This is a genomic window from Microlunatus sp. Gsoil 973, from assembly GCF_009707365.1.
In the GTDB taxonomy this organism is placed as follows: domain Bacteria; phylum Actinomycetota; class Actinomycetes; order Propionibacteriales; family Propionibacteriaceae; genus Microlunatus.
Window position 1 is genome coordinate 615,289 of sequence record NZ_CP046122.1, and the last position, 12,665, is coordinate 627,953.

A 12,665-nucleotide genomic window follows, 5' to 3' on the forward strand; every position below is an offset into this window, starting at 1 on the left:
ATCGTGATCGCCATCGCGATAGCCGGGATCCTTTCGCTGTTCGGGTCCCTTCTCGGCACCCGGATCGCCGTCGACACGTTCGGTCGGCTCGGCTACGGCCAGCCGTTCCGGGACGGCACACCCGCCACCCACCAGGTCAAGCGCGGAACTCCGACGATGGGCGGGGTGGTGATCATCCTCGCCGTCGACGTCGGCTATCTCGGCGGGCAGCTGATCACCATGTCGGTGCCGAGCCTTTCGGCGTTGCTGGTGTTGTTCCTGATCAACGGGTTGGGTGTCGTCGGCTTCCTCGACGACTTCCTGAAGACGACCCAGCAACACTCCAAGGGCCTGCATCCCTGGGCCAAGATCGGCGGCCAGACGCTGATCGGTGCGGTGTTCGCCGTACTGGCCCTGCACTTCCCGGACTCGCGAGGCATGACTCCGGCATCACCGTTCATCTCCTTCCTGCGCGACATCCCACCGCAACTGCCGCTGGCGCTGGCGGCGATCTGGATCGTTCTGGTGATCATCGGCGCCAGCAACGGGGTGAACCTGACCGACGGGCTGGACGGCCTGGCGGCCGGTGCCTGCGTGATGATCTTCGGCGCGTACGCGTTGATCAACATCTGGCAGTACAACCAGTCCTGCGCCCGGGTTCTGTCGGCCGGGCCGAACTGCTACGAGGTGCGTGATCCGTACGACCTGGCAGCCGTCGCATTGGCGTTGGCCGGCGGCTGTTTCGGATTCCTGTGGTGGAACGCCAAACCGGCCCGGATCATCATGGGCGACACCGGGGCACTGTCCCTGGGCGGCGGCCTGGCGGCCTTCGCGGTCTTCACTCGCACCGACCTGCTGTTGATCATGCTCGGAGGGCTGATGGTGATCGAGGTGGGCTCACTGATCCTGCAGACCACCTATTTCAAGGCCACCCGACGGCTCACCGGTACACCGAAACGATTGTTCAAGAACTCGCCGCTGCACAACCACCTGGAGATGCTCGGCTGGGGCGAGGTGACCATCGTGATGAGATTCTGGATCATCGCGGGTTTGTGTGTGGCGGGCGGACTGGGCATCTTCTATGCCGAGTGGCTGGTGCGGTAGCGCCGGTACCGGGCCAGTCAGGAGGAGCGGCACAGTGAGCGGCACAATGAGGACGGAAACACAGTGAGCATGATCGATTGGCTGACCACTGCCGACGGGGCCAGCGACTGGAGCCGCGTCCACGTCGTGGTGGCAGGCATCGGCGTCGCCGGATTCGCCGCCGGCGACGCGCTGCTGGAGTTCGGTGCCCGGGTCACCGCGCTGGACAGCGGCGACAGCGACCGGCTCCGGGAACGGGCCACGCTGTTGGAGACACTCGGCGCAACCGTGCGGATCGGGCCGGGCAGCACCGATCAGCTGCCGGCCGGCGCCGATCTTGTCATCACCACCGGTCTGCCGCCGCACCAGGCGATGATGGTCGAGGCGGCAGGACGCGGCGTCCCGGTCTGGAGTGAACCGGAACTGGCCTGGCGGCTGATGCAACCGCAGAAGCCGGTTCCGTGGCTGGGTATCACCGGCACCAACGGCAAGACCACGACAACCGAGATGTTGGCCTCCATGCTCGCGGCCGCCGGCCTGCGTACGGCAGCGGTCGGCAACATCGGCCGGCCGCTGACCGAGATCGTGCTCGACACCGCCTCCTACGACGTCCTGGCCGTCGAGTTGTCGGCCCAGCAACTGCACCGGATGTACACCGTCTCGTTGCACTCGGCGGCCGTACTGAACCTGCATCCCGACCATCTGGAATGGCACGGGACGCTGGAGCAGTACGCCGCCGACAAGGCCCGGATCTATCAACGGGTCCAGCAGTCGGCCGTCTACAACGTCGCGGGAGGAGGCGACCCGGACCATGGTCGAGGAGGCCGAGGTCATCGAGGGCGCCCGGGCGATCGGTTTCACCCTCGGCGTACCGAAGGTGGCGATGGTCGGCCTGGTCGAGGACATCCTGGTCGATCGTGCCTTCATCGAGCAGCGGCAGACCTCCGCCGTCGAACTGGCGACGATCGCCGATGTCGCTCCCGACGAGTCCGGTGCCGGCTCCGCGGCACACAACGTCGCCAACGCGCTGGCTGCCGCCGCCCTGGCCCGCTCCTTCGGCGTCCGACCGAGCGCGGTACGCGACGGCCTGCGGGCGATGCGGGTAGGCGGGCACCGGATCCAGACAGTCGGAATCATCGACGACGTGCGTTATGTCGACGACTCCAAGGCGACCAACCCGCACGCCGCCCAGGCTTCACTGGCGGCCTTCGACCGCGTGGTCTGGGTGGCCGGTGGCCAGGCCAAGGGGGTCAGCTTCGACGACCTGGTGATCACCAACCGGGACCGGCTCCGCGGGGCGGTTCTGCTGGGTGTCGACCGGGATCTGGTGGCCGACGCCCTGGCCCGACACGCGCCCGAAGTCCCCGTGATCAGCGTGCCGGACAAGGACACTGGTGCCATGACTCGGGTCGTCGGTGCGGCCGCGTCGCTGGCCCGTCCCGGGGACGTGGTGCTGTTGGCACCGGCCTGTGCGAGTCGCGACATGTACGTCGACTATGCCGAACGGGGCGATGCCTTCGCCGCCGCGGTGGGCAACCTGCAGAACGCGGGATCGGCCGGAGGGGAGTGACCACCAGCGTGAGCAGCACCACCAGCCCAACCACCCGCACCCGTTCCGACAGCAGATCCTCCCCACCGCCGGGCTCCTCAAGCCGATCGACCACCGATGCGGCGACCGGTGGCGCCGCCGCCGCAAAGCCCGGCCGGCTGGACTGGATCCGAGTGATGCTGGACAAGCCGCTGGCGAGTTTTCATCTCGTCCTCGCCTCGGCAGGGATGCTGGTGGCCCTCGGGTTGATGATGGTGCTGTCCAGTTCGAGTGTGTACGCCTACCAGTACGAGGGCGACGCCTACTACTACCTGAAGCGCCAGTCGGTCTTCCTCGGCGTCGGTCTGGTCGGCGCCTATGTGGTCACCCGACTGTCCCGCCCCTTGCTGCGGGTGGTCGGCTGGATCTCACTGTTCGGCTCAGCGGGCCTGCTGATCCTGACCTACACACCGCTGGGTGTGACGATCAACGGCAACCGCAACTGGGTGCAGCTCGGTTCCCCGTCGCTGCAACTGCAGCCCTCGGAGTTCGCCAAGCTCGCCATGATCATCTGGGCCGCCGATGTGCTGGCCCGCAAGGACAAACTGCTCGACCAACCCAAGCACCTGCTGATCCCGTTCCTGCCGGTGACCGGGTTGATGATCTTGTTGGTGGTGTTCCAGGGTGACGCCGGGACCGCGGTCGTGATGGCCGGGATCGTTGCCGGCGTGTTGTGGATCGTCGGTGCGCCGATGCGCATCTTCGCCTCGATCGGCGTCGTCGGCGTCGTCGGGGTGATCGGGCTGTTCGTCACCAGCCCCAACCGGATGGGCCGGCTGATGGCCTTCCTGAACCCGTCGGCCGACACCGCCGGCACCAACCTGCAGGCGACCGTGGCGATGCGCGGCATCGCCTCGGGCGGATGGTGGGGCGTCGGCCTGGGAGCCAGCCGGGAGAAGTGGGGCAGTCTGCCCGAGGCGCATACCGACTTCATCTTCGCCGTGATCGGCGAGGAACTCGGCCTGTTCGGCAGCCTTGCCGTGCTCGGTCTGTTCCTGGTGCTCGGCTATGCGGGCCTGCGGATCGCGTCCCGGGCCGACGACAAGTTCCATCGCTATCTGGCTGCCGGGGTGACCAGCTGGTTCATGGTGCAGGCGCTGATCAACCTCGGCGTCGTGCTGCGGCTGCTGCCGATCGCCGGCGTTCCGCTCCCGCTGCTGTCCTACGGCGGATCGGCGCTGATGGCCAACGTGATCGCGGTCGGCGTCCTGGTGACCTGTGCCCGGAACGAACCCGCCGCCCGCAGGGTGCTGTCCCGTGCTCCGCGGCCGGTGCGGCCGGAGATGACCACCGTTGTCGACGGTCGCGGCGGGTCGCGGCGCAGACCCCGGTCGGGGCGCGGACGCCGATGAGTCACAGCGTCGTCCTGGCGGGCGGCGGCTCGGCCGGCCACACCTCGCCGCTGATCGCCACCGCCGAGCAACTCAGGCAACTGGAGCCCGACATCGCGCTGACCGCCATCGGCACCGCACGCGGTCTGGAGACGCGAACGATCCCCGCCGCCGGGCTGCCGCTGGAGCTGATCCCGCCGGTGCCGATGCCGCGCAAGCCCGGCGCGGATCTGATCAGGCTGCCGGTCCGACTGGGCAAGGCCGTCTCCGAAGCCGTCGCGATCCTCCGGCGCAGCGAGGCCGATGTGCTGCTCGGCTTCGGCGGGTACGTCGCGACCCCCGCCTATCTGGCCGCCCGCCGGCTCGGTATCCCGGTGGTGATCCACGAACAGAACGCGCTGCCCGGGCTGGCCAATCGGTTGGCTGCCCGCTTCACCACCCACGTGGCGACCTCGTTCCCCGACACGCCGTTGCGCCACGCCGACTGGCTGGGGCTGCCGCTCCGGGAGTCGATCACCCGGCTCGCCGAGGCACCTGCCGAGGATCGCCGCCGGCTCAAGGCCGAGGCCCGGACCGAGTTCGGCCTCGACCCGGACACCCCGACGTTGCTGGTGACCGGCGGCTCCCAGGGCGCTGCCCGGATCAACCGGTCGGTGGCCGACGCGCGATCCGGACTGCTGGCCGAAGGCATCCAGATCCTCCACCAGCTGGGTGGTAACCAGATCAGCGCCGCCGACGTGCCGATCACCGACCCGCAGACCGAAGTGAGCTACGTACCGGTCGGCTTCATCGAGCAGATGGAGAAGGCCTACGCCGCCGCCGACCTCGTGCTCTGCCGGGCCGGCGCCAATTCGGTTCTCGAGGCCGCCCTGCTCGGTCTGCCCACCCTGCTGGTCCCGTACGCGGTGGGCAACGGCGAACAGGCACGCAACGCAACCGCAGTGGTCAGGGCGGGCGGCGCGCGGCTACTGGACGACTCGACATTGACCGGTGACGTCCTGCTGACGGCCGTACCCGCGATCCTGGACGATCGCCAGGTGCTCGAAGCCATGTCGACGGCGGCCCGCAGCGTAGCCTCGTCGGATGCCGGCCGACGGTTGGCGCGGCTGACCCTGGCCGTGGCCGACGGGCAACCGACCGGCGCCGACCACCAGGGAGACCGACTGATGCCGCTGATCGACCCGACCCCGATGGACCAGATCCCCGATCCCGAGGATCTCGGGCCGGTGCACTTCATCGCGATCGGCGGCTCCGGCATGAACGGGATCGCGACCGTCTTCGCCCAACGTGGGATCGAGGTCAGCGGAAGCGACCGCCAGGATTCGGACTACCTCCGCTCCCTGGCAGACATCGGCGTCCGGGCCCACATCGGCCACGCCGCCGAGCAGTTGGGCGACGCCCGCGCCGTTGTCGCCTCCTCGGCCATCCGGGAGGACAATCCGGAGATGGTCGAGGCCCGTCGACGCGGGCTGCCGGTGCTCCATCGCAGCGTCGCGCTGGCCTCGCTGATGAAGTCCGGGCCCAGCAGCAGCAGTCGCCGGGTGATCTCCATCGCGGGCACCCACGGCAAAACGACCACGACGGCCATGACGGCCCACCTGCTGACCACACTCGGCGCCGATCCCTCGTACGTGATCGGCGGCGTCCTCTACCACCCCGCCGACGACGGCATCCGTCACGCCAAGACCGGCGGGCACCTGGGCCACGGTCAGGACTTCGTCGTCGAGGCCGACGAGTCCGACGGCACCTTCCTGCAATATCCGACCCAGGTCGCGGTGGTCACCAACGTCGATCCCGACCACCTGGTCAACTGGGGTACACCGGAGAACTACCGGGCGGGGTTCGAGCGGTTCGCCACGGGACCGACCGTCAGCCTGCTCGTGGTCAGCGCGGACGATCCCGGGGCGGTGGCGCTGACCGAGAGACTGCGGGACATCGACGAACTCTCGATCGTCACCTTCGGCCGCACCGCCGGTGCCGACATCAGGATCGCCGACGAGTCGTACCCCTCGCTGGGATCGTCCTTCACGCTGATCGACGGCGGTGCCGGCCTGAACGTCGGCTCGGACAGACCCGAAGGGTCAACCGGAGCTTCAGGGTCGGTGCGGTTGAACGTCCCCTTCGACTACAACGTGCTGAACGCAGCCGCGGCGTACGCGGTGGCGACTCGGCTCGGGCACGATCCGGACCGCGTCCGGCACGCCCTGGCCGGGTTCCCGGGCACCTACCGCCGCTTCCAACTGGTCGGCGCCGAGAACGGCATCCGGGTCTTCGACGACTACTCCCACCACCCGACCGAGGTGGGCAACACCGTACGCGCCGCACGCGAGGCCATCGACCGACTCGGCGAGGGTCGCGTGGTGGCGGTCATGCAACCGCACCTCTACTCCCGCACCCGGGACTTCTGGAAGGAGTTCGGGGAGTCGCTGCGGCCGGCGCACGAGGCGATCGTGATGGACGTCTGCGGCGACCGGGAGGATCCCATCCCGGGCATCACCGGAAAGCTCGTCGCCGAGGCCGTACCAACCGGGACCGCCAACGTGACCTACGAACCCGACTGGGACGCCACCGCCGCGACCGTGGCGCGCATCGCCCGGCCCGGCGACGTGGTGATCACCCTGGGCTGTGGCGACGTCACCAAGATCGCGCCAAGGATCGTCTCGGAGATCGTTGGGGCCGCCGGCACCGCGAGGCGGGGGGAGTGATGGCGATCAGTCCAGCGGAGGTGCGGACCGACGGCGACGCCGAGGAGACGGTGCTGCTGGACTGGCGCCGCCGCCGCAACCGTCGCCGGTTGGTGTTGCGGCTGGCGATTCCGTTGCTGCTGCTGGCTCTGGTCGCCGCGGGCATCTACCTGGTCGGCTTCTCATCGGTGCTGGCTGTGAGATCGGTACGCATCACCGGGGAGAAGTACCTGACCCAGGAGCAGGTCGCGCAGGTGGCCGCCGTCCCGTACGGCGCCCCGCTGGCCCGGACCGACGTCCGCGCGATCCAGCAGCGGGTGGCCGACATCAGACAGGTGGAGACGGCCGAGGTCGGGCGCAGCTGGCCGAACACGATCACCATCGCGGTGGTGGAGCGGAAGGCCGTCTATGCCGTCGACGAGGGATCGTCGGTCTTGCTGGTCGACCGGTTCGGCGTCGGCTTCCGCAGCGCGCCCTCGGCCGGCTCATTGCCGAAGGCGAAGGTCCCGGCCGGGAACCGGCAACTGCTGAAGGCGGTCGGCATCGTCGTCGCCGCGCTGCCGCATTCCCTGCAGCAGAAGGTGGACCGGATCGAGGCCAACAGCCGGGACTCGATCACCCTGCGGTTGGCCGACGGCGACGTGGTGTTCTGGGGTAGCGAGGAACAGTCCGCGCTGAAGGCCACAGTGTTGGTGCCGCTGCTGAAGGAACACGGCAGCCGCTACGACGTCTCCGCCCCCGGCAACCCCGCCATCCGCTGACCCCGCCGAGGGGTCACAAAAACTGGAATATCGGCGGCGTGTCGTGGCGCGGATCGGACGTTCCGGGAGAGGCGAGGAGTCATCAAGGTCAAGTAGAACTTGAGACAAAACCCATCATTCGGGCGTGGCGGGTGCGTCATGTGGACGAATGCTCGTCGAAGCGCATAGCGTGACGATCACGCCTCGGTCTGACTGTGGAGAGGGTCCTTCCCCGCTGACCCTCTGGGCTCGGCCCGATGAGTCGACCTCAGGTTGAGACTGACGGGGCAAATCGCGTACCAAGCAGGGCAGGAGAAGAGGCGGAACCAGTGGTCACTGCATCACAGAACTATCTGGCGATCATCAAGGTGGTCGGCGTCGGTGGCGGCGGCGTCAATGCCGTCAACCGGATGATCGAGGCCGGCCTGCGGGGTGTGGAATTCATCGCCGTCAACACCGACGCGCAGGCGTTGCTGATGAGCGACGCCGATGTGAAACTTGACATCGGTCGGGAACTCACCCGCGGTCTCGGCGCCGGCGCGGATCCGGACAAGGGCCGGCAGGCCGCCGAAGATCATTCCGATGAGATCGAGGAAGCGCTGAAGGGCGCCGACATGGTCTTCGTCACCGCCGGTGAGGGTGGTGGCACCGGTACCGGCGGCGCGCCCGTGGTGGCACGTATCGCCCGGTCGCTCGGGGCACTGACCATCGGCGTGGTCACCCGGCCGTTCAGCTTCGAGGGACGGCGCCGGGCGGTACAGGCCGACGACGGCATCGCCAACCTCCGTGAGGAGGTCGACACCCTGATCGTCATCCCCAACGACAAGTTGCTGGCGATGACCGATCACCAGTTGGCGATCCTCGACGCCTTCAAGCAGGCCGACCAGGTGCTGATGCAGGGCGTCTCCGGCATCACCGACCTGATCACGACACCGGGTCTGATCAACCTCGACTTCGCCGACGTCAAGTCGGTGATGTCGAACGCCGGATCGGCGTTGATGGGCATCGGCTCCGCGCGTGGCGAGGACCGCGCACGCGCTGCCGCCGAGCTGGCCGTCTCCTCCCCGCTGCTGGAGGAGAGCATCGACGGCGCTCGCGGCGTGCTGTTGTCGATCGCCGGTGGCTCAGACCTCGGCCTGTTCGAGGTCTCCGCGGCAGCCGACCTGATCCAGTCCGCTGCTCATGAAGAGGCCAACATCATCTTCGGCACGGTGATCGACGACGCCCTGGGCGACGAGGTCCGCGTCACGGTGATCGCCGCCGGTTTCGAGGACGGTCACCCGCCGCGCCGCCAGCCCGGCGTGACCCGGCAGCCGGCGGTGCGTCCGGGCGTACCGAACTACCAGCAGGCCGGCCCGGCCGGGGCGTCCTCGGCAGGTTCCGCCGGTACGGCGTCGCGCCCGACGGCAGCACCCAAACCGCAGACCAGCGTTCCCACGCCGGCCGGCAACGCCGAGTCCCGGTCCGGGCAGAACGGCGGCAACGGTGCACAGAGCCCGCGTACCGGCCAGGGCACCCAGGGCCCGGGTGACGGCAACCGACCCAGCCCGTTCGGCCCACCGGCCGGTGCCGGCGTCGGCAGCCGGACCGGCGGCAAGTCCGACGACGAGGACGACGACGACCTCGACATCCCCGACTTCCTCAAGTAGTTCGCCGCGCGGCACCAGGTCGGCAGCAGCGCGTGTCGACCGGCCTGCGACCACGCAGAACGGTAAGGTCAAGGCGCAACGCACAGGAAGGTCTAGGACAACATGCCGGATAGGTTGAAGCGGGCCGCTGCGTGGCTCGGGCTGGTCACCGATGACCGTTACCCGGAGTACGACGACACCGAGCCGACCGAGGGTGTCTCCCGCGAAGAGCTCCTGGCCGAGGCCGAGAAGCACAACAGGCCTGCCGTGACACCGGCGACCAGCCGTCCTGCCGACCGGGAGAAGGTCACCTCATTGGAGACCCGGCGCCCGTCCGCCCAGCCGGCTGCCGCGAGAACCGCGACCGCGACGGCGGTCGCTGTGGAGGAGAGACCTGCCGAAGTGGAGAGGGCCGATTTGTCCCGGATCGTCACCGTGCATCCGCGAAGCTTCAACGATGCCCGGACGATCGGTGAGCACTTCCGTGACGGAGTGCCGGTGATCATGAACCTGTCGCAGATGGAGAACGCCGACGCCAAACGGCTGGTCGACTTCGCGGCTGGTCTGATCCTTGGCCTGCGTGGCAATATCGAGCGTGTCACCAGCAAGGTGTTCCTGCTCTCACCGCAGAACGTGACGGTAGCTGCAGAGGACAAGGAACGCATCGCTGGCGGGTTCTTCAACCAGAGCTAGTCGGCTGCGGCCGAGTCGGGTTTGATGCGCTCGCCAGACCCACCGACCCGGGAAGTACGAGGACCCTGCGCGCATGTTGCCGATCGTCGGATACATCATCGAATGGATCCTTTGGCTGTTCCTGTTGTTGTTGATCGCGCGGATGATCCTTTCCTGGGTTCCGGTCCTCGTCCGGGACTGGCAGCCGCGCGGGGCGATGCTGGTGGTCGCCGAGGTGATCTACACCGTGACCGATCCGCCGCTGCGTTTCCTGCGCAAGTTCCTGCGTCCGGTCCGGCTCGGCAGCGTGATGCTGGACATCGCCTTCATGGGCCTCTGGCTGGCGGTGATCATCCTGATGCGGGTGAACACCATGGTGTTCATCATTCCGCGCTGACGCAGGGCTCCGCGCTGATCCGCATGCCCGGCTGATTGGCCGGGCTCGGGCGGATTGGGTACGGTTAGGAGGTCTGCCCTGGCCTTCCGGGGACCTTGTACGCTCCGCAGGCGCCTGCCTGCTCCTTATGAACTGCATATTTCAGAACCTGAGGTGAACGATGTCGCTGACGCTGGACGAGGTTCGGAACATCAAGTTCCGGATGGCCAAGAGATCCGGCTACGAGGTACTGGACGTCGATGAGTTCGTCGACCAGGTCGAGGCGTCTTTCGAGCAGTTGCTGGAGGAGAACGCCAACCTGAAGCGCCAGGTCGAGTCGTTGAAGTCGACAGGCGGAGCCACTCAGGAGCCGCCGACCCAGCCGCAGCCGGTGGCCGAGCAGGCCCCGGCGCCGCAGCCGACCGCGGACTCGGAGTCCAAGGGCGAGCGCATCGTGGTCACCACTAGCAGTGAGGCAAGCGCCGCGGTCGTCCGGCTGGTGCAGATGTCCACCGAGCAGGCGGAGAATCTGGTCGTCGAGGCCGAGGAGGAGGCGGGCCGGATCAAGAGCGAGGCCGAGCGCACGGCCAAGCAGCTCACCACCGACGCCAGCACCCGCGCGGAACGGGTCGAGAGCGAGGCACGGGTCAACGCCGAGCGGATCCGCGCCGAGGCGCAGAGCAACGCCGACCGGGTGAACCAGGACGCCGACTCCAAGCGCCGGGAGATGTTCGGCGAGTTGGAGAAGCAGCGCGACCAGCTGGCCGCTTCGGTGGCGGAGCTGCGCAAGTTCGAAGCGGACTTCCGGCAGAACCTGACCAACGAGCTCCGGGGACACATCGACCATCTGTCCTCGGGCAAGGCCGAGCCGGCAACCGCTCCGGCGATCCTCGACGAGCTGGGCGCTCGCAACGGCAGCGAGCCGGAGGGACAGGGCGAGGCGAACCAGGCGAGCGGCCAAGCGGCCAACCAGCCGACCAGCGATACGCCGCGGTTGGACGCCCTGCTGGGCGAGCAGTCCTGACGAGCAGTCCGACTGGCGGCTGCTGACCCCCATCCCGGGGGCCAAACCTAGGACACGCACATTGGATGGGTCTCCGGAAGGAGGCCCATCCGACGTTTCTGCCGCCGATTTTTGGTTAAAAACGCAACGACATCGGCGCCCGGTGGTGACGAAAGTCTCGAACTTGTCAAACGTACGGTTTGTCGATTGAAGAAATGCCGGTTGGGCCCTACTGTTCGTCTGACTTCCTCGCATTAGCGCATCAGGAGCACCAAGGGGGCTCGACATGACTGCCAGGGCGACAGCCGCGACGAACAGCAGGACCGCACGCCGACCCGCAACCAGCGGGACGGGCAGGGGTGCTGCGCGACGGTCGTCTGCCGCCTCCGCAGCCGCAACACGGGCGACGGCGAAGGCGCCGGCAGCCAAGAAGTCGACAGCCGGAAAGCCGGCCGTGAAGCAGAAGGCACCCGCAAAGAAGGCTGCGGCAAAGAAGGCTGCGGCAAAGAAGGCACCCGCAAGCAAGACCGTCGCAAAGAAGGCACCGACCAAGAAGGCCGCCGCTAAGCAGGCACCCGCGCAGAAAGCTCCGGCAAAGAAGACGACGGCGAAGAAGTCCATAAACAAGAAGGCCGTGAACAAGAAGGCCACAGATACGAGAGCGCCTGGCACCAAGACCGCCGGGAAGAAGTCGACCGCCGGTCGAGAGGCGGCTAAGAGCACGGCAGCCAAGAGCACGGCAGCCAAGAGCACGGCAGCCAAGAGCACGGCGGCGAAGAAGACGGCAACAAAGAAGACCGCAACAAAGAAGACCGCAACAAAGAAGACCGCAACAAAGAAGACCGCAACAAAGAAGACCGCAACAAAGACGACGGCAACAAAGACGACGGCAACGAACAAGGCGACGAAGAGCCCGACGGCCGGCACAGCGCCGGCGGAGAGCGCAACGGCCCGGGACTCCTCAATGGCGAGGAGCTCGGACCCGACCACAACGACCACCACATCGGCTCCCAGCGCCGATCCGTACATCGAGAAGACGGGGAACGTGACGAACACTGCATCAGCGACCAGCGGTCCGGCCGCTCATGACCCAGCAGGCGAAAGCATCGGCGCCACCTTCGACCGCGCTGTCGCAGCGGGCCGCTCCATCCGTCCGGGGGATCTCCCGATCCGCGACGGTGAAGAACCGTGGACCAAGGAAGAGGTAGCCGAGGTCCGGGAAGAGTTGGAGTCCGAACTGGTCCGGCTCGCCGGACAGATCGAGATGTCCGAGGCCGAACTGGTCGGCCTGCTTCGCGACGGCAGCGAAGGCGCCGGCCGGGATCCTGCGGATGTCGGTTCGACCAACTTCGAACGCGATCATGAAATGTCGTTGGCCAACAACGCCCGCGAACTGCTCGACCAGACCCGTTCTGCATTGCTGCACATCGCTCGCGGCACGTACGGCATCTGTGACACCTGCGGACGTCCGATCGGCAAGGGTCGGCTGCTCGCGTTCCCGCGTGCCACACTGTGTGTGGAATGCAAACAACGCGAGGAACGTCGATAACCGGATCAGCCAGCGAGACCAGCCACCGGCGC

The 12,665-nt window shown here is 67.6% G+C and carries 9 protein-coding genes and 2 pseudogenes; all 11 read left to right on the plus strand.

What is annotated here, in order from left to right:
* The first annotated feature begins 3 nt into the window (after positions 1 to 3).
* The gene (mraY, locus tag GJV80_RS02840) at positions 4 to 1,083 is read left to right on the plus strand and encodes a phospho-N-acetylmuramoyl-pentapeptide-transferase (protein WP_154686607.1); all 1,080 of its coding nucleotides are present in this window, start codon (positions 4 to 6) and stop codon (positions 1,081 to 1,083) included.
* A gap of 69 nt (positions 1,084 to 1,152) precedes the next feature.
* Positions 1,153 to 2,632, plus strand: a pseudogene (murD, locus tag GJV80_RS02845) (UDP-N-acetylmuramoyl-L-alanine--D-glutamate ligase).
* A gap of 8 nt (positions 2,633 to 2,640) precedes the next feature.
* Positions 2,641 to 4,002, plus strand: coding sequence for a putative lipid II flippase FtsW (ftsW, locus tag GJV80_RS02850; RefSeq protein ID WP_230208073.1), 1,362 nt, complete (start codon positions 2,641 to 2,643; stop codon positions 4,000 to 4,002).
* Positions 3,999 to 5,120 (plus strand): annotated as a pseudogene (murG, locus tag GJV80_RS24890) (undecaprenyldiphospho-muramoylpentapeptide beta-N-acetylglucosaminyltransferase); the annotation flags it as partial. The gene ftsW and the pseudogene murG, both read left to right, overlap by 4 nt.
* A gap of 51 nt (positions 5,121 to 5,171) precedes the next feature.
* On the plus strand, positions 5,172 to 6,686 hold the full coding sequence (gene murC, locus GJV80_RS24895) for a UDP-N-acetylmuramate--L-alanine ligase (RefSeq protein WP_370518884.1): 1,515 nt from the start codon (positions 5,172 to 5,174) through the stop codon (positions 6,684 to 6,686).
* Entirely contained in the window at positions 6,686 to 7,426 is a 741-nt protein-coding gene (locus tag GJV80_RS02865) for a cell division protein FtsQ/DivIB (protein ID WP_154686608.1), read from the plus strand. Before murC ends, GJV80_RS02865 begins: the two co-directional genes overlap by 1 nt.
* A 308-nt stretch (positions 7,427 to 7,734) precedes the next feature.
* A complete protein-coding gene (gene ftsZ, locus GJV80_RS02870; protein WP_154686609.1) occupies positions 7,735 to 9,054 on the plus strand; it encodes a cell division protein FtsZ in 1,320 nt (439 codons plus the stop codon).
* Between the two features lie 102 nt (positions 9,055 to 9,156).
* On the plus strand, positions 9,157 to 9,726 hold the full coding sequence (locus GJV80_RS02875; RefSeq protein ID WP_154686610.1) for a cell division protein SepF: 570 nt from the start codon (positions 9,157 to 9,159) through the stop codon (positions 9,724 to 9,726).
* Between the two features lie 73 nt (positions 9,727 to 9,799).
* The gene (locus tag GJV80_RS02880; protein WP_230208075.1) at positions 9,800 to 10,102 is read left to right on the plus strand and encodes a YggT family protein; all 303 of its coding nucleotides are present in this window, start codon (positions 9,800 to 9,802) and stop codon (positions 10,100 to 10,102) included.
* Positions 10,103 to 10,262: 160 nt separating this feature from the next.
* Positions 10,263 to 11,105 (plus strand): DivIVA domain-containing protein, encoded by an 843-nt coding sequence (locus tag GJV80_RS02885; protein WP_154686611.1) that lies wholly within the window; start codon positions 10,263 to 10,265, stop codon positions 11,103 to 11,105.
* 1,126 nt (positions 11,106 to 12,231) lie between these two features.
* Positions 12,232 to 12,633, plus strand: coding sequence for a TraR/DksA C4-type zinc finger protein (locus GJV80_RS23560; RefSeq protein WP_230208487.1), 402 nt, complete (start codon positions 12,232 to 12,234; stop codon positions 12,631 to 12,633).
* Positions 12,634 to 12,665: the final 32 nt, after the last annotated feature.

Bases quoted from the DNA above. Each gene is read 5' to 3' on its own strand.
- murC (WP_370518884.1), top strand. From the start codon at position 5,172: ATGGACCAGATCCCCGATCCCGAGGATCTCGGGCCGGTGCACTTCATC.
- GJV80_RS02885 (WP_154686611.1), top strand. From the start codon at position 10,263: ATGTCGCTGACGCTGGACGAGGTTCGGAACATCAAGTTCCGGATGGCC.
- GJV80_RS02880 (WP_230208075.1), top strand. From the start codon at position 9,800: ATGTTGCCGATCGTCGGATACATCATCGAATGGATCCTTTGGCTGTTC.
- GJV80_RS02875 (WP_154686610.1), top strand. From the start codon at position 9,157: ATGCCGGATAGGTTGAAGCGGGCCGCTGCGTGGCTCGGGCTGGTCACC.
- GJV80_RS02865 (WP_154686608.1), top strand. From the start codon at position 6,686: ATGGCGATCAGTCCAGCGGAGGTGCGGACCGACGGCGACGCCGAGGAG.